Below are 26,271 nucleotides of genomic sequence, written 5' to 3'. Positions count from 1 at the left end.
GGCACTTCATGCAAGTCAAGCAATTAAAATATCTGATGCTTTGTTTTCCGCTCCTATATCTTGGATATGGCCTTTTTTTAGCCGTTCAATTTGGAAGTCGTGCAGAATTCATTAATTCAGTTGTGAACGGGCTTTTTTTGCTCGTGATTACAGGCATTTTGATAAAGCTAGCACACCTTAAAAACGGACTTGATTTTGTTTGGTTTTCCGTTTTTATTTTGTATATATTTGTTTTGCATCACCTAGTTACTTATATTGCTGCAGGCGACTTTGCAAGTAGCACTTATACAGGGAGCTTTCATATTCAAAAAGAATTGATTAATTTGGAACCTTTTACAACCATTGAAAATACGTTTAGGCAAACTTTGCCGACGATGCCAACCGTTATTCAAATCATTGGCAATGCGCTAATGCTTGCTCCGCTATCTTTTTTCTTATTATATTTTAAAGTGGTGAAAAGAGGAAGCGTCGCGATTTTAATTGTCTTTTTCACTTCGTGTGGCATTGAACTGATTCAATTTATTCAAACAACCCTTGTTACCGGATTTAGTGGTTTGGCGCTCCCAGAAGGCAGATCCACTGATATTGACGATGTAATCTTAAATACACTAAGCGGCTCAGTCGGCGTATTATGTATTTATCTTGTTCCAGCTTTCCGTAAACGGGTGAAAGGCAAACGGAAACGGAAATAAGACTTTTCGTAAAAGGAGAATGAAAATGAAAGAGAAATTACTACAAGCTTATGATTTTTTTCAAAGAAACAGCAAGGTTGTCAAAATCGTTTTTGTATCCTTCATCATGCTGTTTGTGATTTACGAAGTATTTAACATTGCGACAACAATTGACTTTCATGTACTCAAAAAAAATATGATGTCACAAACCCCAGAAACTTTACTGTTAATGGTTTTAATTGGACTCGTCGCCGTGACGCCAATGCTTGTTTATGATTTTGTGATCGTTAAACTTTTACCGGGCAAATTTTCGACGATGCACGTTGTCGCCTCAGGTTGGATCACCAATACATTTACGAACATTGGTGGATTCGGAGGCGTGCTTGGCGCTTCGCTTCGTGCAAGCTTTTATGGCAAAAATGCTTCCCATAAAGAAATCTTGCTTGCGATCTCCAAAATTGCTTTATTCCTTGTTTCAGGACTATCGATTTACTGCTTAGTTGGTCTCACAACGCTACCGATCCCGGGATTTGCCGATCACTTTCGTAGTTTCTGGCCATGGCTTTTAGGCGGAGGCCTTTATTTTCCGATTTTATTCATCGTCACAAAATGGAAAAGTAAATCACTATTTGAAGATTTACCACTTAGACGTGAAGCAGCCTTAATCTCTGCCTCTTTGCTAGAGTGGGGGTTCGCCTTTCTCTGCTTTGTTGCAATTGGCTTTCTAATGAATGAACCTGTCGATTTGATGAAGGTTTTCCCGCTGTTTGTAATCGCTTCGGTTATCGGGATTGTGTCGATGGTTCCAGGTGGGGTTGGGACTTTTGATCTTGTGATGCTTTATGGGCTCGATCAATTAGGCGTTTCTAATGAACTAGCGATTGTTTGGCTGCTCTTTTACCGGGTTTTCTACTACATCATTCCATTCCTTGCTGGCTTACTATTTTTCGTACAAAAAGCTGGAAAACGATTCAATGACTATTTAGAAAATCTGCCTTTTCTCTTTTTACAAAAAGTGGCGCATCGCTTTTTAGTCTTGTTTGTTTATTTTAGTGGCTTAATGTTGATTTTATCATCCGTGCTTCCATTTGCGATTTATCACGTGCCATTTCTGTACAAATTGATGCCATTTAGCTTTTTGTTTATCTCACAAGTCACAAACGTTGCCTTTGGATTTCTGCTCCTCGGACTTGGACGAAGCATCGAAAGCAAAAACAAAAAGGCGTATATCGCGACTGTCGTCGTGCTAGGCTGTGCGATCTTTAATACCCTTGCTCGCGTATTTTCCATTAAGCAAGCCATTTTCCTAGGAATCGTCTTACTATGCGTCTTTCTAGCTCGCAAAGAGTTTTACAGGGAAAAGTTTGTTTATACATGGAGTAAAATCATTTTTGACGCGCTTATTTTCTTAGTTTGCTTAGTGGGCTATGTGATTATCGGTATCTATAATTCGCCAAAAGTGATTCATAAAAAAGCGATTCCTGAATATCTTGAAATCGCATCTGAGCACATTTGGCTCACCGGCTTTATCGGGATGCTGATCGCAATTATTTGTCTCGTCGTGATTTATATTTACTTATCGCAATCCTCAAAACCATTTGGTTCACCTTTTCAAGAAGAACGCGTCCGAGAACACCTTAAAAAATGGGGTGGAAATGAAGTCAGTCATACCATTTTTTTACGCGATAAACTTCTTTTTTGGGCGCAAGGGGGAGAAGTCCTTTTCGCTTTTCGCATCATTGCCGACAAAATGGTGATCATGGGCGAACCGATTGGAAATGAACAAAAACGCGATAAAGCCATCTTAGAACTGATGGAAGAAGCGGACAAATTTGGATACCGGCCAGTCTTTTATGAAGTAAAAGGTGACATGCTCGCTTACTTGCACGAAATGGGCTTTGACTTTATCAAACTAGGTGAAGAAGGCTATGTGGATGTAACAGACTTCTCGCTTTCAGGGAAAAAGAAAAAAGGCGAACGCGCTTTAATGAACAAGTTTGACCGTGAAGGCTACCAGTTCGAAATTTTAACAGCGCCATTCGATGGCGAAACCTTTAAAACGCTGCGCAAGCTTTCCGATGAATGGCTCTCGGGCCGCACGGAAAAAGGCTTTTCACTTGGCTTCTTTGATCCGTATTACTTGAATCAAGCAGATATCGCCGTTGCAAGAAACGCAGATGGGGAAATTATCGCATTCGCTTCGATTATGCCAGCTTATACGGACGAATTGACCTCGATCGATTTGATGCGCTACGGAAAAGACGCGCCTTCTGGGATTATGGATTTTCTGTTCATTAAATTGTTTGAAGACGCGAAAGAAAAAGGCTATCAAACCTTCAATATGGGGATGGCGCCGCTTGCGAATGTGGGCGAATCCCAATACGCCTTTTTAGGGGAGCGTTTAGCGGGACTTGTTTACCGATATAGTCAAGGCTTCTATAGCTTTAAAGGCCTAAGAAATTATAAAGCCAAATATGTGACGAGTTGGGTACAAAAATTTGTTGCTTATAGAAAGCGCAGTTCGATTGCCTTTACGATGCTTCAATTGATGCTCCTTGTTGGGAAAAAAAGGCCGCTTAAAAAAGGCCAAATTCTTTTAGAAATGCCACTTTCAGATTCGAATCAAGACGAGCTAAAAAAGAATGAAGAATAAATAATAAAACGCCGGATTTCGTTAGCGCTTTGCTAACGAAATCCGGCGTTTTTGTGTCCGTATCGCAAAACTTGCAGAGATAATGACAAAATTTGAAGGGCTTATTTGATTCGGAGAAAGGACTTGATAGACTGAAATAGAATCGAGACGCATGTTTCGAAAATAAAGTTGAAACCGTTTTCTTTTTCAAGATAACAATTCGGAAAGGGATGTTTAACTCATGAAAAAAAGGTGTACAAGCAAATTTACGTTGCTGCTTCTTGGAATAGGAATTTTTGGGTTTCCAGTTCAGACTTTTGCAGCTAGAAAAGGAGGGGAAGAACCTTCTTACGGAATCAATATCGGACAAATTCTTTTCTGGATTGCAGCTATTGTTGTTGTTCTAGCGATCGCACTAGTTATTTTTTCTATCTACCGGATGGTGAAATTAAAACGTACGAGAAAAATCTGGTGGTCGATTTTTGCTTTGTTACTCGTCGTGGTTGTTGCGCTTAACCTTGCAGTGAATAGCTTCGGGCAAATCGCGAATGCTTATATGTCACGCTATCAAATTGATGAAACGAAAGTAAATAAAGCTCGAGAAAAAGGGAAGAAACTCACAGAGCAAATGGAAGAAGAAGGCATTGTGATGCTTGAAAATAAAAAAGAAGCTTTGCCACTGGAAAAAGGACATGTGAATGTATTTGGATACGGCTCAAGCGCTCCTGTTTACGGCGGATCTGGTTCCGGCGGGGGAAAAGAACTTGATAATGTAACCTTGGAACAAGGCCTTAAACATGCAGGCCTAAAAGCCAATCCGGAACTTGTTAAATTTTACAAGGATCGTTATGTGCCGCGCGAAAAAGTCAATATGCATAAACTCGTGGGCGGCGATTTTAATAGTCATGAACCCAAAGCGTCCGATTACAGCCAAAGCCTAATGAATCATGCGAAAAAATATAGTGATACAGCACTTGTCGTGTTTGCGCGAAATAGCGGCGAGGGAGCAGACATCACAACCGATATGAAAAATTATACCGGCGGGAGCAAGGGGAAACACTACCTTGAACTTACGAACAATGAAGAAGCGATGCTCAACATGGTGAAGCAAAACTTCCAGAAGGTCGTTGTTGTCCTCAACTCGTCCTATCCAATGGAACTTGGCTTTTTAAAAGATGACAAAGTTTCTGCTGCCCTTTGGATTGGAAACCCCGGTTCCACAGGCTTTGATGCTGTCGGGAAAGTGCTAGCAGGGGAAGCGAATCCTTCTGGGCGACTCGTGGATACGTATACGTATGACGCAACCAGTGCGCCGTCTTACTACAATATCGGAGAGTTTCCATATAAAAATTCCACATTTAAAGATGGGGATAACACATGGCACTATAAATATATCGACTATGCAGAAGGAATCTATGTGGGCTATCGCTATTATGAGACGCGTTATGTTAATAATCAAACCGGAAAAATGGATGAACAAGCGTATCGTAAAGCCGTGCAATATCCATTTGGATATGGGCTTTCGTACACCAAGTTTAAGCAAGAAATCAGCGAATATAAGACTGGTAAGAAAACCATTGAAATGCGTGTGAAAATAACGAATGAAGGCACAAAAGCTGGCAAAGATGTCGTTCAGGCTTACTATACGCCGCCATATACGACAGGAGGCATCGAAAAATCCCATGTCGTTTTGGCTGATTTTACAAAAACGAAAAACTTGAAGCCAGGAGAAAGCGAACAAGTTAAGTTAAAGATCAACGTGGAAGACATGTCGAGTTATGATGATACAGGAGCCAAAGCTTACGTTCTTGAAAAAGGAAATTACGGGATCAAACTAATGAATAATGCGCACGATGTGATCGAGCAAAAGAATTTTCAAGTGCCGGAAACGGTTGTGTATGATAAAAATAACAAACGGAAAAGTGACCAAAAAGTAGCACAAAACGAGTTTGATGACGCGCGGGGCGATGTGAAATACGTATCGCGGGCCAACTGGGATAAAACATTGCCGAAAGAAATGGCAAAACCCAAAATGGCTTCCGAAAAAATGCTACGCGAGCTGAAAAGTTTTGCAGTGAAATCTGATAAAAAAGCCAAGCCGATTAAATTTAAGGATCACGGGTTGTCGCTCTATGACATGAAAGGCTTGTCGTATGAAGATCCGTTGTGGGAAAAACTACTTGAACAACTTTCTGTGAAAGATATGAAAAAATTGATTTCCTTTGGCGGATTCCAGACGATTGCTGTCAATTCGATTAAAAAACCCGCTACGATTGAAAGTGACGGACCTGCGGGCATCAATCAGCTCGTGAGTGGGGCACAAGGGAACCAGTATGCGAGTGAAGTGGTGATGGCTTCCACGTGGAATAAACAATTAGCGGAACAAGTCGGGAAGTCGCTTGCGGTCGAAGCAAAAGCATCCAATATCACAGGGCTTTATCTTCCAGGTGTCAACATCCACCGCTCTCCATTTGGCGGCAGAAACTTTGAATATTACTCGGAAGATCCGCTGCTTTCAGGTATCATCGGTAAACAAATTGCAGTGGGTGCACAGAAAAAAGGAAGCTATACGTTCATGAAACACTTTGCAATGTATGATGAAGAAACAAAACGCTATGAATTCCCAACCGGAGCCGCGACTTGGTCAACCGAACAATCCATGCGAGAGGTTTATTTGAAGCCGTTTGAAATTGCCGTGAAACAAGGTCATATTACGGGCATCATGTCTTCTTACAATCGTCTCGGAACGAAATGGATCGGAGTTTCTAAAAAACTATTGCAAAATGTTCTTCGCGATGAATGGGGTTTTCGCGGAAGTGTCATCACGGATTATTATAAACCGCAATATATGAATATTGATGAAGCGTTAGCAGCAGGAAATGACCTTGTTTTGTATATTTTGCCAACGAAGTTGAAAAAAGAAACCCTCGAAACAAATTGGGGTCAACAAAACATGCGGAAAGCAAGCCATAACATTTTATATACGGTTGTAAATAGCCACGCTTATGATGTTGCTGAAAAACATGTGCCCATGTGGATTATTTTGTACATGCTAGGTGATTTGATCTTGCTTGGCTTTATCGGCTATATGATGTATCGCTTGACGGATAGTAAGAAAATGCAGCGAAAAAAAGAAGCTAAGCTCAAACAATAAAAAATGAGGTGCTCGAAATCGAGCACCTCATTTTTTGGGAAGTGGCATTAAAATTTTAAGCGTAAACCAATTTTCCTTGTGGTCAATCGTCATGACACCATGATATTTATTTGCGATATAAGCGATACTTTTTAAGCCATAACCATGGGCATCTTGATTTACCTTGGTCGTTTTTGGCATGCCTTCGTGAAATGTGAGCTCCGAAGTCGAATAATTATCGATTCGAATCACCAAAAATTGCTCCGATTGCATCACATTTAACTTCATGAGCCGCTTTTCTTGTTCCAGTTGCTGCATCACAGCTTCAATCGCATTGTCGAGCGCATTTCCAAATAAACTACAAATATCCATCGTGTCCATAAACGCCAATAGTTTACCATCGACAAGACAACTAAACGTGATACCGTGACTCAAGCAATACGCATTTTTTTGCGTCAAAATCGTATCTAGAATAGCATTTCCAGTTGAAATACTCGCTTCAAATTTAGCGATGGTTTCGCTCATCTCATCTAAATATTTCTTCCGCGCCGTTTGGTCGGACTCAAACCGAAGCGCATTAATTTGGTGCTTCAAGTCATGCGTCTTTTGCTGAATCGCTGAGCTGCTTTCTTTGTAGCGAATATACTGATCATATTGCTGTTCAAAAAGGTGATTAACAGCGACCAGCTCCTTTTTCAAAAAGTATTCATAACGTTGCGTTTCTTGAATATAAAGAATACAAATCCCAGTTAAATTAACAAGCGTCCGAATAAAAAACAATGAAAAACTATCGCCGAACGGGTGACTAGTCGTTGCAAGGCCGAAGCCAATGTTGCTTGTAATAAACACAATTGTTGCGGTTAGCATGCTGATCACAGCATCTTTCCTGCGAAGCTCAAGTGGTTTCCCGCGCCCAAGTTTTTGTTCCAGCAAATAAAAAACGCCAAACAAAATCGCATAGACGATCAAAACGAACAAAATGGATAAAACCGAAAAAGATTGTCCCGGTTTCCAAAAAAGTAAATAATAAAGCTGCCAAGAAAACGCAGCAGTAAACTCAGCCACAATGAAGGCTTTTGCCGTTAAATAAAAGCTTTCTCGAAGCGAAAGCTTGCCTGTAGTAAACAGCATACCAAACATCCAAGCAATATTTAAAAGCATTCCAGGAATCCAAAAAGCAAGAGACCAAGTACTCACAAGATATTGCAAGAAAATCTGTCCTAAGCCGAATAAAATCAGCTCAGTGTTCACATGCACTTTGTTTCGTTTCTTTAAAAAAGGAAGCAAAAAAAGAAGACAAGCAAGCCATTCAGAAAGGGCGGTATACAAGCGGGGAATGTTAGGTAGATCCATCATCATGCAAGCGTCCCATCGCCGAGATAGTTCGTGAGTGCTTCCATAAAAGCTTTTTTGCGAGGTCGACTGATTTGAAGCGTTTCAGAACCAATCGTGAGTCCATTTTTTCCAATGCTTTTGACATATTTTAAATTGACCAAGTAGTAATTATGACAGCGGAAAAAATGCTCTTCTTTTAAACGCGTTTCCATATTTTTCATCGATTCAAGAATAGAAAACTGTTCCGTTTTTAAGTGGAAATATAAATAGTGCCCTTCACTTTCGATATACAAGATATCATCAAGTAAAACCTTTCGAATGCCGCTCCCAACTTTAACAGGAATCGCTTTTTTGACTTTTGCCACAAGCTTATTCAGGATTTTTTTAAAGTGCTCCTCGAAATGAAAATAGGTGAGCGGTTTAAGCAGGAAATCAATCGCGCCAACTGAATAGCCTTCAATGGCCCACTGGACATAGTTTGTAACAAATACGATCAAGACTTCTTCATCATGCTCACGAATTCGCTTAGCCGCTTCCATGCCGTTCATGATATTCATTTCGACATCGAGATAAATCACATCATAGTTGCATTTAAACTGATCCACAATTTCAATTCCATCCTGGTAACAATCCACCAAAACCTCAAGCTTCTTTTCAGCAGCGTACGCGTTTAGATAACGCAGCAAAGTTTCTTGATGCAGCACGTTATCTTCTACAATGGCAATTCTCATTTTTCCTTCTCCTTTTTGTTGAAATCCCTTCCCCAAACAGAAAATGAATGATTTTATGCAGGATTTGCAGACCCGATATAAAAGCGCTTGCATTCATGATAGACTAACCTTAGCTTTTAAGCAAGTGCGATTTTTCTAAAGGGAGGGAAGCAGATGGATATTAAACTACTCACTCGTACGTTAACTTTGAAAGAAAAGGCACTTCTTCTTTCCGGGAAAAATAATTGGGAGACACATGAAATTGCCCGAATGAATATTCCTTCTTTTTTCTTGTCAGACGGTCCGCACGGTTTAAGAAAACAAGAAGGAAAAGCCGATCATTTAGGGCTCAACGAAAGCCGCAAGTCAACTTGTTTTCCAACGGCAGCAACGATTGCGAACAGCTGGGACGAAACGCTTGCGCGAAAAATTGGAGAAGCCATTGGCGAAGAAGCGATTAGTCAAGACGTTGATGTTGTGCTCGGCCCCGGGCTCAATATTAAGCGCGACCCAAGAGGAGGACGAAACTTCGAATATTTTAGCGAAGACCCTTATTTAGCCGGGAAAATGGCTGCATCTTACATAAAAGGAATTCAAGCAACAGGAACGTTTGCTTGCCCAAAACACTTCGCAGCAAATAGTCAAGAAACGAGGAGAATGGCTTCTGACTCAGAAGTGGACCTTAGAAGCCTCCGAGAAATTTACTTAACTGGATTTGAAATCGCTGTAAAAGAAGCGCATCCAAAAGCGATGATGAGCGCCTACAATAAAGTAAATGGTGTCTATGCAAATGAAAATGCGTTTTTACTGCGCGACGTTTTAAAACAAGAATGGGGATTTGATGGATTTGTTGTTTCCGATTGGGGCGGCAGTAATGATCATGTTTTAGGTGTGCAAAATGGCAGTCATTTAGAAATGCCTTCAACCGGAGCAGCCGGCGCAAATGAAATCATCCAAGCCATTCAAAACGGTGAGCTATCCGAGCAAGTTCTTGATGAACGCATCAGTGAGCTATTGACTGTCCTTCTAAGTAAAGAAACGAAGTCAGGTTCTTTCTCAAGTGAGAAGGAAAGCGAGCATCATCAGCTTGCCAAAGAAGCCGCGTTAAAAAGTGCCGTTTTACTAAAAAATGAAGCAGCCATTTTGCCTTTAAAAAAAGGAACGAAAGTAGCCTTGATTGGTGAATTCGCGAAAAAGCCGCGTTACCAAGGAGCCGGTTCATCACTTGTGAATCCAACGCGACTAGAAGCGGCAACGGATATCATTCGTGACTATCCGGTCGAATTTGTCGGCTTCGAAACGGGATACAAAACGAACTCCCTTGCCACCAAACCTGAATTGCTGAAAGAAGCAGTGGAACTCGCGAAAAAGGCTGACGTCGTTTTGCTTTATCTAGGTTTAGATGAATCAAGTGAAAGCGAAGGGATGGACCGAACGCAATTTACACTGCCGCAAAATCAATTAGAACTCATCCATGCACTGAAACAAGTGAATTCGAATCTAATTGGGATTCTTGCAGGCGGCTCATCGTTTGATTTGTCTTTCGATACCGACTTAAAAGCCATCCTAACCGGCTATTTAAGTGGACAAGCTGGAGCATCTGCGCTCCTTGATCTTTTGACAGGAAAGGCTTCCCCTTCAGGGAAACTAAATGAAACGTATCCATTTCGGCTGGAAGATACTGCACTTGGCGATCACTTTCCTGCCAAAGGAAAAGCATCCCAGTATTTCGAAGCTCTTTTTGTTGGTTATAGGTACTATCAAGCAGCTAGTGTTCCTGTTAAATATCCTTTTGGATTTGGGCTTAGCTATAGCAAATTTGCCTATTCAGATATTGAATTGAGCGAGACGGGCGTTTCTTTCCAGCTAACGAACACGGGTCAATTTGATGCAGAAGAAATTAGCCAACTTTACGTTTCAATGGAGTCCGGTCAAAATTTCCGACCTAAGCGTGAGTTAAAAGCGTTTGCGAAGACTTTTCTGAAACGAGGCGAATCCCAAACCGTTTTTCTTCCGTTTGATGAATACACGTTCCGCTATTTTGATACAGAAACCAACCAATTTGAAATCGAGCCGGGGCACTACAAAGTTGAAATCGGAACAAGTTCAGAAGCGATTGAACTAAGCACGACCGTGGAACAAAAAGGAACGGCAGCTAAGAAAAAAAGCCAAGTGGAAAAATTCCCGCATTATTTTAGCGGACAAATGAAACAAGTTCCTCTTGCGGAATTTGAAGCCTTACTCGGTCGAGAAGTGACGAAAGAAGAAGCAACCTTAACAAGGCGCCCCTTGCTTGAAAACGATACGATCGGGGACATGCAGTTTGCCAAAAGTGCGTTAGCGCGCCTTGCTTATCATATTCTTGAACAAAAGAAACAGCGCAGCGAGAAAAAAGGAAAGCCCAACTTAAATGTACTTTTCATTTATAATATGCCATTTCGTGCAATTTACAAAATGACAGCAGGGAAAATTGACCGTGAAATGGTCCAAGGAATTTTAACCATTGTGAACGGGAGCTTTTGGAAAGGACTTCGTTCCGTTTTGAAAGCACGGCGCAATTGCAAAAAAAATCAGTAAAAAAATTCTAGAAGAGGAATAAAAATCTATGACTAAAGAAAAAAACAACACGCGCTTTGCTTGGTTTCACCGTTTTAAGCAAAAACATCCAGATTGGACAGAATTTATTTTATTTAACTTGCTAAGCAATGTGGCGACGATTACTAATTTTATTATGCTTTGGCTTGGGACGGGGCTTCTTTTTAAATGCTTTGAATCCCTTCCATTTCACTGGTTCATTTTCAATTATGCACCAGAAAACGGTGGATTAGGCGGCTTTTTAAGCTTCTTACTTGCCTACATCTGTGCTCAAGTTGTGAACTTTTTTGTGCAACGCAAATTCGTTTTTGAAGCGGACAATGCCATTTTAAAAGCCTTACCTTGGTACATCCTAACCGTAACGGTAGCGGGCCTTGTATCCGTTTGGCTACCACCTTACGTCATCCGCGTGCTGCATCCATATGTTGGCGGACTTGCCGCGACCATCGCTAACTTAGTCAACATCGTTTTGCAAGTGGTGATCAATTATCCAATGATGAAGTTCAAAATTATGAAGAAGGAGTCCGTATGAAGAAACTCACAATTGTCGTCCCAAGTTTTAATTCAGAAGATTATTTAGAACGTTGCTTGAATTCACTTGTTCGGGAAACAAGCGAGCATCTCGAAATTCTCATTGTGAATGATGGCTCGACAGATAGCACAGGCGAGCTTGCGGAAAGTTACGAGCGGGCGTTTCCCGGAATTGTGCGTGCGATTCATCAAGAAAACGGCGGACACGGGGCTGCAGTGAACACTGGAATCAAAGAAGCAACCGGGATGTACTTGAAAGTAGTCGATAGCGATGATTGGGTTGACCCAAATGCGCTCAAAACACTCCTTCAAGTTATTTTACAAGTGGAGAAAAGCGTGGCACCTGACATGATCATCAACAACTATGTATATGAAAAACAAGGCGCTCGCCACAAAAAAACGGTGCAGTATCGAAGCTTTCTCCCACAAAATAAAGTATTCGACTGGCGTGAAGTTCGGTTTCCAGTAGGTAAATATCTGCTCATGCACTCACTCGTTTTCAAAACAGCGATTTTGCGAGAAAAAGTGCCGCAGCTACCACATCATACTTTTTATGTAGATAATTTATTTGCTTTTTATCCGCTCCCGTTCGTGAAAAAAATGTTGTATTTAGACATCGACTTCTACCGCTATTTTATTGGCCGCAGCGATCAGTCCGTGAACGAATCCGTTATGATTGGCCGAATTGACCAACAGCTTTTCGTGAACACCCAAATGGTAAATTACTATAGCAAGCAAGAAAATTTGGAGCGGTCTTGCGCACGTTATATGCGACAATTCCTAGAAATTGTGACTTCCGTTTCCTCAGTTTTACTTATGAAACAGCAAAGCCATGACCAGTTGCTAAAAAAACGGCAACTTTGGGAGTATATCTATAAAACCGATAGTTCGCTTTATTATCGCCTCCGTTTTAGCCTTCTTGGTCAATTTGTGCATTTACCAGGTTTGGTTGGTCGAAAAACGACACTAGGCATGTACCGGGTTTGTCAAAAGGTTTATGGCTTCAATTAGAAAGGAGAGGATGACTTGGTGGAAGCAGATTATTTAGTTGTTGGAGCGGGTCTTTTTGGAGCTGTTTTTGCTAGAGAAGCTGCTAGAGCGGGCAAAAAAGTGCTGATTCTCGAAAAAAGAGCGCACATCGCGGGAAATATTTATACAAAAGAAATCGCAGGAATTGAAGTGCATCAATACGGCGCTCATATTTTCCATACGAAAAATCAAGCCGTTTGGCGTTACGTAAATCAGTTCGCAGATTTTCTTCCGTTCATCAATTCTCCGATTGCAAACTATTACGGGAAGCTCTATCCACTTCCTTTTAACATGCACACTTTCCATGCGCTTTGGGGTGTGACGTCTCCTGAAGAAGCAAAAGTAATCATTCAAGCGGAGACTGCCCCATACCGGGTGAAAAAGCCGACCAATTTAGAAGAACAAGCGCTTTCCATGGTCGGCCCTGAGATTTACCAGAAGTTAATTAAAGGATATACCAAGAAACAATGGGGAAAAGAGCCTAACGAACTCCCAAGTTTTATTATCAAGCGAATTCCACTTCGCTGGACATTCGATAATAACTATTTTAATGATCCCTTCCAAGGAATTCCAAAAGCAGGCTATACGAATATGGTGGCACGCCTGCTGAATCATCCTAACATCACGGTACAAACGAATACGGATTTTTTGAGCAAAAAAGCAAACTATTTAAGCCAATTTAAAAAAATCATTTATACAGGAATGATTGACGAATTTTTCGATTATGAATTTGGGGCACTTGAATATCGTTCGCTCCGGTTTGAAACGAAAGTTTTACAACAAGCTGATTTTCAAGGAAATGCAGTCATCAATTACACCGATCAAGAAACGCCCTTCACGCGCATCATTGAGCACAAACATTTTGCGAAAAAAGAAAGTTCCCAAACGGTCATTACAAAAGAATATCCTGAACCGTGGGACCGGACGAAAGAACCTTTTTACCCGATCAATGATAAGCGAAACCAGGCACGATATAAAAAATATGCAGAAAAAGCACGCGCATTGCCACAGGTCCATTTTGGCGGCAGGCTCGGAAGCTACCAGTACCTAGATATGGACCAAGTGATCTACCAAGCGCTCATACTCGCTAAACATGAACTTCACTTTTTGCAAGAAACAAGCTTGGAAGTTGCTGACAAACGCTAAATGTCAGCACAACTTCCAAGCTTTTTCTAGTCAATTAAATCGCTTAAAGCAAGATCAATCGTATCAAAGTAAAACTCAAAATGATGGGAAACAAGTTGCTCTGGATACACCCGGTGACTATCCAAAATGGCCGCCGCCTTATCTCCGAGAGCAAGCTTGATCGCCGCTTCTGGGATTGTAAAGAGAGAAGGCCGATGCAATCTTTTAGCTAACTTTTCAGCAAACTGCTTCTCTTGGATAGGATGTGGGGAAGTAAAATGAACAATCCCCGTTAAGTTCTCGTCGGACGCGACAAAACGAATCGCGCGGACAAGGTCGTCAATATGAATCCAAGAATACCACATGTCGCCCGTGCCAAATTTTCCGCCAAGTCCGCTTCGAAATACTTTTTCAAATGAAGGAAAAGCCCCACCTTCGCGGCCTAACACAAGACCAAACCGGGCGACGACCAGCCGAATCCCAAGCTTTTCCACTTGAGCGGCTGTTTTTTCCCATTCTGTGACAGCTCTCCCGAGGAAAGAAGCGCGTTTAGGATGCTCTTCACGATAATAATCCGAATAGATTTCAGTATAAGAGGGAGGATAACCGCCGATTGCGCTTGCATTGATCCACACATCTGGTTTTTGTTTTTGACGTTTGATGATGGCAAGTAAAGCTGCGGTTGCTTGAATCCGACTATCAACGATTTCTTTTTTTCGTCTGGCAGTCCATCTTTTAGTCGCTAAGTTTGCCCCAGCAAGATTGATAACGAGACCGAAATAAATCTCACTCAAATCAGGAAGCGAAGTGTCATCTTGTAGCCACTGAATGAAATGAACGTTCTCGAAGGAAGCTCGTTTTTCTCGTGTTAAAATATAAACTTGATCTCCTGTTTCCATGTAAGACTTGGTTAGCCGTCTGCCGATAAATCCAGTTCCTCCGGCAATTAAAATATTCATTTCTTCACCTCATTTCGTTTGGCCTTTTCCCGTTTAATTAACAATAGAAACCCATTTTGGAGTATGGTAAGATAAACAGGGAGGTTTTTTCATGAAAATTACCGCAATCCGAGTACAGGAAAAAAGAAAAGAGCGCTACAATGTTTTTGTTGATGAAAAGTATCGTTTTAGTGTGGATGAAGAAGTCCTCGCACGATTTCACCTGTCAAAAGGCAAAACGCTTTCGGAAGAAGAAATTGAACAAATTGAAGAAGCCGATCAAGTTCGCATCGGATTAAATAAAGCGATTCAATTTTTATCGCACCGAGTTCGTTCAGAAAAAGAAATGCGTTCTTTTTTGGCGAAACAGGAAATTGAAGCTATACACCGGGATAGTATCATTCAAAAGCTTGTGGAAATGGATTATCTAGATGATGCTGAATTTGCGAAGCTTTATGTAAGAACGCAAGTGAAGACCACGACGAAAGGTCCTGGGAAAATTCGCCGAGAACTCATCGAAAAAGGCATTACGCGGGAAGTCATTGAGGAAAGTTTGGATGCGTATACGGCGGAAGAGCGCGAGGAAAACGCGCTTAAAGAAGCAACGAAAATCGCAAGGCGCAGCCGGAATCTGGCTAAAGAGCGCTTGAAAATGAAAATTCGGACGGATCTCTTGCAAAAAGGTTTTTCGGAGCTTGAAGGGAAAACGGCGGCAAGCGAAGCGACAAGTGAGTTAAGTGAAGATGATGAAACCGAGGTTCTCCGCAAACAGCTTGAAAAATTGATGCGTAAGAACAAACGGTTTGAACCGCGTATAGCGAAGCAAAAAACGATCCAATCCTTGATGCAAAAGGGATTTAGCTATGCCAATATTGAGTCTTATTTGGCGGAACATGAGATTGATTTTGAAGAGGTGGAAGACGAGTGAATGGTTACACGGAAGAGCTAACGAAGTTATTGCTTGAGAAAAATCCGACTCTTGATGAGGAAAAAGCACTTTGGTGGGTGGAAATGCTGTGGAGTGATTTTGAAAGCTCGTATGCAAAAGCAGGCTATCCTTACCGCGGGGCAGAGTATGCAGCTAATTATGTGAGACAACAAATTGAGCATCATGGAGCGATGCTTCATTTGGTTACAAGAAAGCAAAAAGATGGAAATGAGGGGGAAACAAAATGAGACAACGTGGTTTTGAAGTGGTTCGCGAGGATAGTCGTTTTTTTAAAGGCGAAGAAATTCATTTACCGAAACGTTCGGATGCTGGTTCAGCCGGTTATGATTTTTATTCGAATGAGGATGCGACGCTTTATCCCGGCGGTACGCATACTTTTTTCACAGATGTGAAAAGTTACATGTTAAAAGATGAGGTATTGATGATGCATGTCCGTTCCTCGATGGGCATTAAGCGTGGGCTTAACTTGTCGAATAATACGGGCATTATTGATGCTTCTTATTATGAGAACAAGGCTAACGATGGGAATATTGGAATTGCGCTTCGAAATATCGGAAGCGAACCCGTGACCATTCAAAAGGGAGAACGAATTGCGCAAGGGATTTTTACGAAGTATCTTGTGGCTGACGAAGACGAAGTGGTGAGCGAAACGCGCGATGGCGGTTTTGGCAGCACAGGGCTTTAAATTGGGAAGGCTAATAAAAAAGCCGGAAGGTAAATGAAATGATCCATTTACCTCCCGGTTTCTTGCAAAGAGAGTGGTAAAAAACTCTCTTTTTTGTATGGGGTAAGGTTAAAGTGCGACAGGAACTAGTTTTTTCTGCAGTTTTTCATCTGAGAAAATCCAGCCTGTATAAGACGATAGAATTTTTAAATTATCATCTAAACGCACGACTGCAACAAATGGGTAATGCCCGTTACTGCGATATCTCAGATCCGTAAACGTGACATAGGTTGCATCTAACTTTTCTTCAATCCGCCAGTTATAGACTTTGGAGAATGAAACGAAAGCAGCTAAATTTTTATCCTGTTTCGCAGCACGAATGAGTTCATTATCTGGAACAGGCAAACGATCGAATTTTTCATAGATCGAAATATTTCGTTTGAATGCACGTCCCACGTAGTAATGATCTTTCGTTGTGACGGCAACGCGCCACTGGAAGAAATGAATGGTTGAAGCAACAATGATTTCTTCAGCGTCAGGAATCAAATGTTGAACCGCTCGTTTGATCATTTGCTGTGTAACGGCTCGCGCGACATAGTAAAGCGCTAGGACCGCATAGAGTGTAAAGAACGTTGGACCCGCGGGTGTTCCAAGCAGCCAAAGGATGATCGCAACAACATGTGAACCGAAAATAAACCAGTCAAATGTGTTGATAAAACCAAAGGCGACCCAGGTATCCTTAAAGGGTCGAATCGCCTGCGTGCCATACGCGTTAAAAATGTCAACAAAGATATGGAGCGCAACTGCGATGAAACTCCAAAGCAGTAAATGAATAAAAGTCGCTTGCGGAAAAACAAAGTAAAGTATAGTTGAAATAAGGAGCGGCCAAACAAGAAGCATCGGCAGAGAGTGAGTAACTCCTCTGTGATTGCGAATGTAGTCCGCGTTGTTTTTAAGTTTTAAAACCGTATCGACGTCAGGAATTTGAGAACCAATGATCGTTGCTGCCATGATGCCGACCACAGCGGGTGAGCTACTTGCGATTCCAGGGTCAATCCCCGTTGCAAGTCCCCCAAGTGCGATCCCCATAACAACGTGTGTGCCAGTGTCCAAAAGCTTTCCTCCTCGTAGAGTGAAAGAAGCCACCTTTAAAAGAAAGCGACTGCTTTCTGTAACAAAATGGGATTAGAGTAATAAACTCTAATCAGCTCTTCTTTTCTATACAGAAGCCTGTTCAAAAACTTAGAGTTTCTGTATAATAGTAAAAGTCAAGCTTATTATTCTATTCCCTCGTCTATATTATACTACACATTGAGAAGAACAGCACATTAAAAATTTATGAGAATTATGGTGAATAAAATGCAAACACATGAATTTCTAAACTGGGATTCATCTAAAATTTCAAGTTTTCGAGCAGCCCTTGTTTCTTGGTATGACGCAAACAAGCGCGTTTTGCCTTGGCGTGAAAATACAGATCCTTACCGGATTTGGGTATCAGAAGTCATGCTCCAGCAAACGCGAGTCGATACAGTCCTGCCTTACTTTGAACGCTTTATGCAAAAATTTCCTACGATGCGTGATTTTGCGTATGCAGCAGAAGCAGAAATCTTAAAAGCGTGGGAAGGTTTAGGGTATTATTCACGCGTTCGAAATTTGCAAATTGCAATGCGGCAAGTCATTGAAGAGTTTGATGGGGTCATTCCAGATACAAAAGAAGAACTTTTAAGTCTTAAAGGTGTGGGGCCTTATACAGCAGGAGCTATTCTGAGTATTGCTTACGGGAAGCAAGAGCCCGCCGTTGATGGTAATGTGATGCGCGTGATTTCACGGATTTTTGAAATCGACGAAGATATCATGAAACCAAAAACACGAAAAACCTTTGAAGCTATTTTATATGAACTAATTGATCCAAAACATGCTTCTGCATTCAATCAAGGACTTATGGAAATTGGCGCGCTTGTATGCACACCGAAAAAACCGATGTGTTTATTATGCCCGCTTCAAGAGTTTTGTGAGGCACACAAAGACGGAAAAGAATTGGATTATCCGGTTAAAATCAAAAAAACAAAATCCAAAACGATTCCACTTGTGGCGATGATTATTGAACAAGACGGGAAATATGTTGTCGAACAGCGGAAAAGCACGGGATTGCTTGCAGGAATGTGGCAGTTTCCGACGGTGGAAGCCGCGCCAGATGAGAATGATGAACTCGTGAAACTTAAATTTTTACGGGAATACGGACTTACGCTAGAACTCTCGGATGAAGTCGTGACGCATGTGAAGCATGTGTTTTCACACCTTGTTTGGGAAGTTGAACTTAAACATGCACGCATTTTAGAAGGGGAAGTAACAGGACGTACAAAATGCTTAACGGAAAATGAGATGGCAGAACTTGCCTTTCCAGTTCCGTATCAAAAAATGTGGCAAGCTTTTTTAAAGCAAAAAGGAGGAAATAACAATGAATAAAGTAGCACTCGTAACGGGAAGTAGTCGTGGTTTAGGGCGTGAAATCGCATTAAAACTAGCAGCAGAAGGATATGACATCGCAGTGAACTTTGCGAGAAGTCGGAAAAAGGGAGAGGAAGTCAAACTTGAAATCGAGCAAATGGGGCGTCGTTGTGAACTTTTCCGGGCCAATATTGGCGATGTAGAAAAAATGCGCGCGATGTTTGCTGAAATCAAAGAAAAATTTGGACGCCTCGATTTATTTGTCAGCAATGCCGCAAGTGGCGTTTTAAAACCGCTCATGGAGCTTCAAGAAACCCACTGGGACTGGACGATGAATATTAACGCCAAAGCTTTGCTGTTCGCTAGTCAAGAAGCCGCGAAATTGATGCAAGAAACGGGAGGCGGGAAGATTATCGGTTTGAGTTCGATTGGAGCCATTCGTTACTTGGAAAACTACACCACGGTTGGCGTTTCAAAAGCAGCTGTTGAATCCTTGACGAGATACTTGGCGGTTGAACTTGCTCCCCTTGGAATTGCGGTCAATACAGTTTCAGGAGGTTTGATCGAAACAGAGGCACTTGATCACTTCCCGAACAAAGAAGAATTGATTCAAGATGCGATTGATAAAACACCAGCAGGAAGAATGGTTCAGCTAAATGATTTAGTAAACACGGTTCTATTTCTCGCAAGTGAGCAAGCGGATATGATTCGTGGGCAAACGATTATTGTGGATGGTGGACGAACTTTACTTGTATAATGTAACAAGCCTTGGATGGTTTTAAATCGTCCAAGGCTTTCTTTGTGTTCTTGAAAAAGTGGTTTTCTAGGGTTATTCGTGTTTTTGAAGGAGTTTATAGTTTTTTTGTGTCATTTTTTTATGCTATAATACAAAGTGAACCGTTTCTAGTACATGAAGAAAGTAGGAAAGCGCATATGTACTTGCCTAAAGAAAAAGAAATTATTCAAATCAAAAGCTACAAGCATAACGGTAAACTTCATCGTACTTGGAAAAAAACAGTTGTCCTTAAATCAACGGAAAATGTGATCATCGGCGGAAATGATCACACGCTAGTTGTCGAATCAGACGGAAGAAAGTGGGTTACACGCGAGCCTTCCATTTGTTATTTTCACAGCGATTATTGGTTTAATGTCATTTCAATGATTCGAGAAGACGGCTTATATCATTATTGTAATCTTGGGACACCCTTTGCAGTGGACCGTGAGGCACTCAAATACATTGATTACGATTTAGATATCAAAGTTTTCCCGGATGGGCGATTTCATTTGCTTGATGAGGGCGAATATGAACAGCATCGTCGCCAAATGAAATATCCGGATTCAATCGATCGGATTTTACGAAAAAATGTGGATATTTTGAGTCACTGGATTCTTGATAAAAAGGGACCTTTTTCGAAAGACTACATTGACATTTGGTACGAAAAGTACAAGGAATACCGTTGAAGTCATTATTGACGGACCCTAGGCCTATAAAATTTCGAATGGGCTTAGGGTTTTGCTATTGTTAACTAACTGAATTTTTACATAAAACGACAAAAAAAGTGAGCTAGAAAAAGGGGGAGAAAAATTGGAGTTAACATTTTGGGACCGAATTGTACGCGCTTTTCAGTATGACCATGCTATTTGGCATAACATTTTTTTAACGATTATCTATGTGATTGCAGCAGCTTGTGTGTTTTTTGCGATCCGCTATATTCGAGGGTTGATTCAAAAAAAAGAGCGTTTTTCGATTGCCGCTTTTTTATCGATTTTAATTGGGCCGCTTGTCTTTCCTGTGATTTTGTTTTTAATTTTATCCATTGCGCTTGGCGGAGCAAGTTCTGTTACGCCGGGACAAAACATGGTTGCTTTTAAAACTTCGGATGGAGAGGATGCCATTGCGCTTTCGACAGCTAATTTTCTAGCCAATGAAACAGGACGATATGGCACGCACGGAAGAACGCGGTATTACGCCGTTGCGCTCTCACCAGAAACAGGAGAAGAAATTTGGCAAACGAAGCTTGAACGCGGTGGGGAAGCAGAATTACTCGGGAAAACGGGAGATAAACTTTGGTATTTTACGGGGAATGGCCTTCAAGTGATCGCCTTAAAATCAGGGAAAACTTTGGCGAAAACAACTGACTTCAAAGGAATTCAAAATCAATTACCTAAACAGTATAAAAATTACATCGTAAAAAACCAGTTTGTTTATTTCAAGGGATTAGATGGTCAATTTTATCAAATCAATCCTAAAAATTTAACAGGGCAAGTAGCAAAAGGTGGAATCCAAGCAACAGATTTTCCTGAAAGCTCAGTGAGTGGGAAACGCTTTGAGACCACGCAAATTACGACAAATCCGGGAAATAATCAATTAGTCGCTTTCTTGTCGGATAAAGAAATGCAGTCCATTCAGTCAGGTGGCGATATTGAAACCGACTTAGAAAATGAGCGATCGTACCTTTACGAGACCAAATTTGTCGAACAAAATAAAGTAGCTGTTTCTCCTGAACAAAAAGTTTCGCCACAAGCTTTTATTGCCGGTGAATTCATACTGGATCCTAACAAAAAACGACCACCGAATGACGCATTTCATAAGCTCACTGACTTTGAAAGCCAAGTCACAGATACAAACAGCAGTTCATATTCAGCTGACTATATTCGTTTTGCTAGACTAACGGGTGGACTAGGGTTATCAACAAGTTCGAAATATTTACCGCTTACGACAAGTAAGGGAGACTGGCTAATTTGGCATTGTGAAACGACAGAGATGGCTTCTAACTTGAAACTAAGTGCCTTTAACCCGAAGACAAAGACAGTCAGCTGGACGACAGATTTACATACTTCAAGCATTTCGAATACCGCGCGACAAGGCGATAAACTGACGCTTCTTTCTAATGGTTACTTGCTTGAAATCAACTTAAAGAATGGCGATTTAAAAGGCTATAGTTTTGAAAATGATCGCTTTTTTAGCAAGAAACCCGAATAAAAACGCTGCAGGCTCAGCCTGCAGCATTTTTATTCTTCAGTGACGCTAATATCAATTTGGTTGTCTTCTTGATGTCTCAATTTGAAACTGTGAATTAATTTTTCTAAGTAATCTACCGTTTCCTGATAAGCGAAAATGGAAGCGATAATCCGCATCAAGTGATACTCATCTAGCTCACGCGTCTCATCATCCAATTTCAGTTCATTAATAAATAAATCCATCAATTCTTTTGGATCCTGAGCCAAATGATCTTCCACATAATCAACATCCACGGCTACCTTATCAATATAAGTAAGGAGCAGTTGTTCGTGTTTGTCCGTTAAATAATCAATTTGCTGCCTGATGAGTTCTTGCTTGAGAGGAGCTAGAAGCAAATAATCATTTTCATAGCGATGCTGAATTTTTAATAAATCAATCGCTTTTTGTGAACATAGAATCATCTGCCGGTAAATCGCGATCTTTCGTGACTTTGCGAGCATCTCTTTTTTACGGAATGAGCGCTCTTCTTTAAATAAATCATACTGATTGCGAATTTGCGACATTTGATTTTGCATCCAGTTCATATCTTTTTTCAGAAGAGGGAAATCCGCCGCGTGACGTAAATTCAATTTGATCCATTTCATGATTTCACTATTTGTCGTATAAATCTGTTGATAAAGCGTAACTTCATATTTCGGCGGAATAAAAATCAAGTTCACAATAAATGCCGCTACAAGACCCAGCATAATCGTCCCAAAACGAATGAGCGCTGTCTCGAGAAAGCCGTTTCCGGGAGAATCCATAATAATGACAAGCGTCACAACAGCAAGACCAATTGTGTTTTCAAGCTTTAATTTTAGCAAAAGCGCCACACAGATGATCGATGCAACACCGATTAAAATAAAGTCATTCCCGATATAGAGTCCGAACAAAATGGCAATTACGGCTCCGATTACATTCCCTTGAGCACGTTCTAAAATAGTTAAATAGGAACGATAAATCGAGGGCTGAATCGCAAAAATAGCGGAAATACCTGCGAGCGCCGGTGAAGGCGACTTACAAAGCTGCGCAATAAAAAGTGCGAGCGAGATAGCAATTCCGGTTTTTAGAATTCGAGCTCCGAATTTCATGCGAAGTAATTCCTTTCTAAAGTGTCCAAAAACACTTTTCTCTTATTATAACCCGACTTACTCATTAATAACATGATTTTACTTATTTTCCGCCATTTTTTTGAAAACGCGTCGAACCGCTTCGAGAGTTTCCTCAATATCACTTTCCGTGTGAGCCGTTGTGACAAACCACGCTTCATACTTCGACGCCGCAAGCAAAATACCTTCCTCACGCATCCCCTTAAAGAACTGAGCAAAAGCTTCACCGTCCGTATTTTGGGCATCTTCATAATTTCGAACCGTTTTATCTGTGAAAAAGACAGTTAAAGCTCCGACAATTTGATTAACCGTAACAGGAATTTGATATTCTTTTGCCGCGCTCAAAATTCCATCTTTCAACATCCGGCCCAGTTTTTCAAAGCGGTCATAAAGACCTTCTTCCTGAAGCACTTCGAGACAAGCGATACCCGACTGAATAGAAGCTGGGTTCCCTGCGTGCGTTCCAGCTTGATAAGCCGGTCCAAGCGGAGCCACTTCTTCCATAATATCCGCACGACCGCCATAAGCTCCAATTGGAAGCCCGCCGCCGATAATTTTTCCAAGTGCCGTTAAATCCGGCGTTACATGTAAATAATCTTGCGCGCCTCCATACATAAAACGAAATGCCGTGATGACTTCATCATAAATCACAAGCGCGCCAGCTTCATGCGTCATTTCATTCACTTTCTCTAAAAAGCCAGGTTCCGGACCAACAATCCCAAAGTTCCCAACAATCGGTTCAACGAGAACAGCTGCAACTTGATCGCCCCAAACATTAAGAGCTTCGCGAAAAGCATCCAAATCATTAAACGGAACCGTGATCACTTCGCGTGCAGTCGCTTGCGTCACTCCAGCAGAATCGGGTGTTCCAAGTGTAGAAGGGCCAGAACCAGCTTCCACAAGCACAAGATCGAAGTGGCCATGATAAGAACCTCCAAATTTGATGATCTTTTCACGTCCCGTATAAGCGCGAGCCACCCGAACAGTTGTCATCACAGCTTCCGTACCAGAATTTGTAAAGCGGACCTTATCGAGCGAAGGGATCGCTTCTTTCAACATTTTGGCAAATGTGATTTCGTGCTCCGTTGGTGTCCCGTAAAGAACACCTGTTTCTGCCGCGCGTGTGATCGCCTTTGTGATATGTGGATGCGCGTGCCCAGTGATGATCGGACCAAAAGCAGCTAAATAATCAATGTACTTGTTTCCGTCAACATCATAAAAATAAGCGCCGCTTGCAGATTTCATCGTAATCGGAACACCGCCACCAACACCTTTGTAAGATCGGCTTGGACTGTTAACACCACCAACAATGTGTTTTTTCGCTTCTTCGTGTAGCTCTTCAGATTTCGAATGATTCATCTTTACATCTCCTTTTATATCAGACAGGTTTCCCTGCTCGTCTCCTCTATTCTATGAAAAATAAAGCGAAGTCGCAACTTGAAAGGGCAAGATCATTGCTGTTTTTCAAAAAAAGTCATACACTGGGTAAAAAAGGGGAGGTAGACTTAATGAAAATTGTTTTCACTATGGCAATTCCAGAAGAATTGCAAAAAGAATTTGCTAGACAATTTGAAACCGACGAAATCCATTACACAGACCATCTAGAAAGCTTTCCTGAACTAAAAGAAGTCGAAGTGATTGTCACGTACGGCAGTGACCTCACAGAAAAACTGATCCAAGAAGCAACAAATCTCAAATGGATCATGGTGTATTCAGCGGGTGTCGACGGCCTTCCAAAAGAAGCCATCACAAGCCGACAAATCAAAGTCACCAATGTGCGAGGCATCCACGCCTACCCAATGGCCGAATTTGTAATGGCTTACTTGCTAGACGACGTGAAGCAACTAAGTTTTTTCAACACCGCACAGCGGCAAAAACAATACGCATCCGAACACCCCGTAGTGGAACTAGGCGAAAAAACCATCGCCGTTGCCGGAACCGGAGCAATCGGCATCCAAGTAGCACGCTTTGCCAAAATGTTCCAAATGAAAACGATCGGGTATAATACCACCGGCCACAAAGCAGAATCTTTTGATGAAACCTACCCATTAAGTAACCTATCCAAGTCCGTTCCAGAAGTAGACTATTTTGTTTCCATCCTTCCGAAGACGAAAGAAACAGATAGCATCTATGGAAGAAATTTTTTTGAAAGCCTTGCTGACCATGCTGTTTTCATCAATATTGGCCGAGGAAACGTAACCACAAAAGAAGTGCTCGAAGAAGCTATCCAGAAAAAAGCCATTCGACATTTTTATTTAGATGTCTTTCCAGAAGAGCCTTTGCCGAAAGAGAGCCCGTTATGGGAAGCAAAAAATGTAACTTTGACTCCGCACGTGTCTGGACATACCGACCAGTACCTAAAACGTAGCTTTCCCATTTTTGCTGAAAACATAATCCGATTTAAGAAAAACGAAGCCTTAGTGAATGAAGTAGATTTAAAGCGAGGCTATTAAACCCTATTATTGACATAATAGAAGAGTATCCAGTAAAATAATAGAAGTATTAAAACTATTTTAATTTAGGGAAGGAGTGCATGGCGGTGTCTAGTACTCAATTAAAAGAGTCAATAGATGTCCTCAAACAGTCTGGAGTCCGTATTACTCCTCAACGTCATGCTATATTAGAGTTCTTAATTAATTCGCATTCCCATCCTACAGCGGATGAAATCTATAAGGCCTTAGAACCTGAATATCCGAATATGAGCGTTGCGACAGTTTACAATAATTTACGTGTGTTTCGCGATGCAGGGTTAATTAAAGAATTATCTTATGGTGATGCTTCGAGCCGTTTTGATTTCACTACGTCTAATCACTATCATGCGATTTGTGAAAAGTGTGGAAAAATTGTAGATTTTCATTATCCAGGTTTAGATGAAGTAGAACACTTTGCAGCTTCTGTTACCGGATATGAAATTAATAAGCATCGTTTGGAAGTTTATGGAATTTGTCCAGAGTGTCAGGCTAAAGAAAAGCATTAATTGAATAACTTAAAAGTGTGCGACGCATTGTTGCATACTTTTTATATGCAAATTTTATGCAGAAATAGAACCATTAAACTTGATTTTACATTTTTCTACATTTTTATTCATAATTTTGTTGACATCCTCTTCTAAACTTGGTATATTAGTTCTCGGCGCTACTAATTACGACATTTTTAATTTGAAAATGAACAAAAAATAAATTAAAAAATTGTTGACAGATCAGCGTTTGAATGATATGATTTAAAAGTCGCAAAAAACGAATTCACTTTCAAAATGAAACTTGTTTTTGCAACTAAATGACCTTTGAAAACTGAACAAAAAGAAGACGAAAAAGCGATGAAACAGTATGTTTCACCAATCAATTCGCAGGGCAGGAAATCGAGAGCGATTTCCAAAACAAAACTAGTAAATAAGCTAGCAA

22 protein-coding genes are annotated in these 26,271 nt (G+C 41.1%); 16 read left to right on the top strand and 6 right to left on the bottom strand.

Annotation, left to right across the window (positions count from 1 at the left end; translation table 11 throughout):
* Positions 1 to 8 precede the first annotated feature (8 nt).
* The 3 genes from UR08_RS12565 to UR08_RS12555 all read left to right on the top strand — a co-directional run bounded on the left by UR08_RS12565 (position 9) and on the right by UR08_RS12555 (position 6,457).
* Positions 9 to 692, top strand: a complete 684-nt coding sequence (locus tag UR08_RS12565) for a VanZ family protein (RefSeq protein ID WP_115754020.1) — start codon at positions 9 to 11, stop codon at positions 690 to 692.
* A gap of 25 nt (positions 693 to 717) precedes the next feature.
* Complete coding sequence (mprF, locus tag UR08_RS12560; protein ID WP_115754019.1) at positions 718 to 3,324, top strand: bifunctional lysylphosphatidylglycerol flippase/synthetase MprF; 2,607 nt, start codon at positions 718 to 720, stop codon at positions 3,322 to 3,324.
* Positions 3,325 to 3,544: 220 nt separating this feature from the next.
* On the top strand, positions 3,545 to 6,457 hold the full coding sequence (locus UR08_RS12555) for a glycoside hydrolase family 3 protein (RefSeq protein WP_115754018.1): 2,913 nt from the start codon (positions 3,545 to 3,547) through the stop codon (positions 6,455 to 6,457).
* A 27-nt stretch (positions 6,458 to 6,484) separates the two neighbouring features.
* On the opposite strand, the gene UR08_RS12550 is transcribed toward UR08_RS12555, so the two are convergent.
* Positions 6,485 to 7,795, bottom strand: coding sequence for an ATP-binding protein (locus tag UR08_RS12550; RefSeq protein WP_115754017.1), 1,311 nt, complete (start codon positions 7,793 to 7,795; stop codon positions 6,485 to 6,487).
* Positions 7,792 to 8,502 (bottom strand): LytR/AlgR family response regulator transcription factor, encoded by a 711-nt coding sequence (locus UR08_RS12545; RefSeq protein ID WP_115754016.1) that lies wholly within the window; start codon positions 8,500 to 8,502, stop codon positions 7,792 to 7,794. Before UR08_RS12545 ends, UR08_RS12550 begins: the two co-directional genes overlap by 4 nt.
* A 153-nt stretch (positions 8,503 to 8,655) precedes the next feature.
* Between UR08_RS12545 and UR08_RS12540 the strand changes: the two genes are divergently transcribed.
* The 4 genes from UR08_RS12540 to glf are packed head-to-tail and all read left to right on the top strand — an operon-like array spanning position 8,656 to position 13,782.
* Positions 8,656 to 11,058, top strand: a complete 2,403-nt coding sequence (locus UR08_RS12540) for a glycoside hydrolase family 3 C-terminal domain-containing protein (RefSeq protein ID WP_115754015.1) — start codon at positions 8,656 to 8,658, stop codon at positions 11,056 to 11,058.
* A 28-nt stretch (positions 11,059 to 11,086) separates the two neighbouring features.
* Complete coding sequence (locus tag UR08_RS12535) at positions 11,087 to 11,608, top strand: GtrA family protein (protein WP_115754014.1); 522 nt, start codon at positions 11,087 to 11,089, stop codon at positions 11,606 to 11,608.
* Positions 11,605 to 12,618, top strand: a complete 1,014-nt coding sequence (locus UR08_RS12530) for a glycosyltransferase family 2 protein (protein WP_115754013.1) — start codon at positions 11,605 to 11,607, stop codon at positions 12,616 to 12,618. The genes UR08_RS12535 and UR08_RS12530 overlap by 4 nt, the downstream gene beginning before the upstream one ends.
* A gap of 18 nt (positions 12,619 to 12,636) precedes the next feature.
* A complete protein-coding gene (gene glf / locus UR08_RS12525) occupies positions 12,637 to 13,782 on the top strand; it encodes a UDP-galactopyranose mutase (protein WP_205757256.1) in 1,146 nt (381 codons plus the stop codon).
* 26 nt (positions 13,783 to 13,808) lie between these two features.
* Here the strand turns inward: glf and UR08_RS12520 are convergent, their stop codons facing one another.
* Positions 13,809 to 14,720 (bottom strand): TIGR01777 family oxidoreductase, encoded by a 912-nt coding sequence (locus tag UR08_RS12520; protein WP_115754011.1) that lies wholly within the window; start codon positions 14,718 to 14,720, stop codon positions 13,809 to 13,811.
* Between the two features lie 91 nt (positions 14,721 to 14,811).
* On the opposite strand from UR08_RS12520, the gene recX reads away from it, so the two are divergent.
* The 3 genes from recX to UR08_RS12505 are packed head-to-tail and all read left to right on the top strand — an operon-like array spanning position 14,812 to position 16,333.
* Complete coding sequence (gene recX, locus UR08_RS12515) at positions 14,812 to 15,627, top strand: recombination regulator RecX (RefSeq protein WP_115754010.1); 816 nt, start codon at positions 14,812 to 14,814, stop codon at positions 15,625 to 15,627.
* Positions 15,624 to 15,875 carry a YfhJ family protein gene (locus tag UR08_RS12510; protein WP_115754009.1) on the top strand — a complete coding sequence of 84 codons (252 nt, stop codon included), beginning with the start codon at positions 15,624 to 15,626 and terminating at the stop codon, positions 15,873 to 15,875. Before recX ends, UR08_RS12510 begins: the two co-directional genes overlap by 4 nt.
* Complete coding sequence (locus UR08_RS12505; protein ID WP_115754008.1) at positions 15,872 to 16,333, top strand: dCTP deaminase/dUTPase family protein; 462 nt, start codon at positions 15,872 to 15,874, stop codon at positions 16,331 to 16,333. Before UR08_RS12510 ends, UR08_RS12505 begins: the two co-directional genes overlap by 4 nt.
* Before the next feature lie 108 nt (positions 16,334 to 16,441).
* On the opposite strand, the gene UR08_RS12500 is transcribed toward UR08_RS12505, so the two are convergent.
* A complete protein-coding gene (locus tag UR08_RS12500) occupies positions 16,442 to 17,425 on the bottom strand; it encodes a metal-dependent hydrolase (protein ID WP_115754007.1) in 984 nt (327 codons plus the stop codon).
* A gap of 246 nt (positions 17,426 to 17,671) precedes the next feature.
* Here UR08_RS12500 and mutY point away from each other — a divergent pair, with 246 nt between their 5' ends.
* From mutY to UR08_RS12480, 4 genes are all read left to right on the top strand, one after another.
* Complete coding sequence (gene mutY, locus UR08_RS12495; RefSeq protein WP_115754084.1) at positions 17,672 to 18,778, top strand: A/G-specific adenine glycosylase; 1,107 nt, start codon at positions 17,672 to 17,674, stop codon at positions 18,776 to 18,778.
* A complete protein-coding gene (gene fabL, locus UR08_RS12490) occupies positions 18,771 to 19,517 on the top strand; it encodes an enoyl-[acyl-carrier-protein] reductase FabL (RefSeq protein ID WP_115754006.1) in 747 nt (248 codons plus the stop codon). The genes mutY and fabL overlap by 8 nt, the downstream gene beginning before the upstream one ends.
* A 176-nt stretch (positions 19,518 to 19,693) precedes the next feature.
* Positions 19,694 to 20,221 (top strand): nucleoside tri-diphosphate phosphatase, encoded by a 528-nt coding sequence (gene ntdP / locus UR08_RS12485; protein WP_115754005.1) that lies wholly within the window; start codon positions 19,694 to 19,696, stop codon positions 20,219 to 20,221.
* Between the two features lie 124 nt (positions 20,222 to 20,345).
* Entirely contained in the window at positions 20,346 to 21,743 is a 1,398-nt protein-coding gene (locus UR08_RS12480) for a PA2928 family protein (protein ID WP_115754004.1), read from the top strand.
* Between the two features lie 29 nt (positions 21,744 to 21,772).
* Here UR08_RS12480 and UR08_RS12475 read toward each other — a convergent pair whose 3' ends face one another.
* On the bottom strand, positions 21,773 to 22,852 hold the full coding sequence (locus UR08_RS12475) for an aromatic acid exporter family protein (protein ID WP_115754003.1): 1,080 nt from the start codon (positions 22,850 to 22,852) through the stop codon (positions 21,773 to 21,775).
* Positions 22,853 to 22,930: 78 nt separating this feature from the next.
* On the bottom strand, positions 22,931 to 24,229 hold the full coding sequence (locus UR08_RS12470) for a glutamate-1-semialdehyde 2,1-aminomutase (protein ID WP_115754002.1): 1,299 nt from the start codon (positions 24,227 to 24,229) through the stop codon (positions 22,931 to 22,933).
* 149 nt (positions 24,230 to 24,378) lie between these two features.
* Here UR08_RS12470 and UR08_RS12465 point away from each other — a divergent pair, with 149 nt between their 5' ends.
* Positions 24,379 to 25,323 (top strand): NAD(P)-dependent oxidoreductase, encoded by a 945-nt coding sequence (locus tag UR08_RS12465; RefSeq protein WP_115754001.1) that lies wholly within the window; start codon positions 24,379 to 24,381, stop codon positions 25,321 to 25,323.
* An 80-nt stretch (positions 25,324 to 25,403) separates the two neighbouring features.
* Positions 25,404 to 25,847 carry a peroxide-responsive transcriptional repressor PerR gene (gene perR / locus UR08_RS12460; RefSeq protein ID WP_115754000.1) on the top strand — a complete coding sequence of 148 codons (444 nt, stop codon included), beginning with the start codon at positions 25,404 to 25,406 and terminating at the stop codon, positions 25,845 to 25,847.
* Positions 25,848 to 26,271 lie beyond the last annotated feature (424 nt).

Source organism: Listeria kieliensis (genome assembly GCF_003369925.1).
Classification (GTDB): Bacteria; Bacillota; Bacilli; order Lactobacillales; family Listeriaceae; genus Listeria; species Listeria kieliensis_A.
The sequence above is the reverse complement of the archived record's forward strand: the minus strand, read 5'-3'. Positions and strand labels throughout refer to the sequence as shown.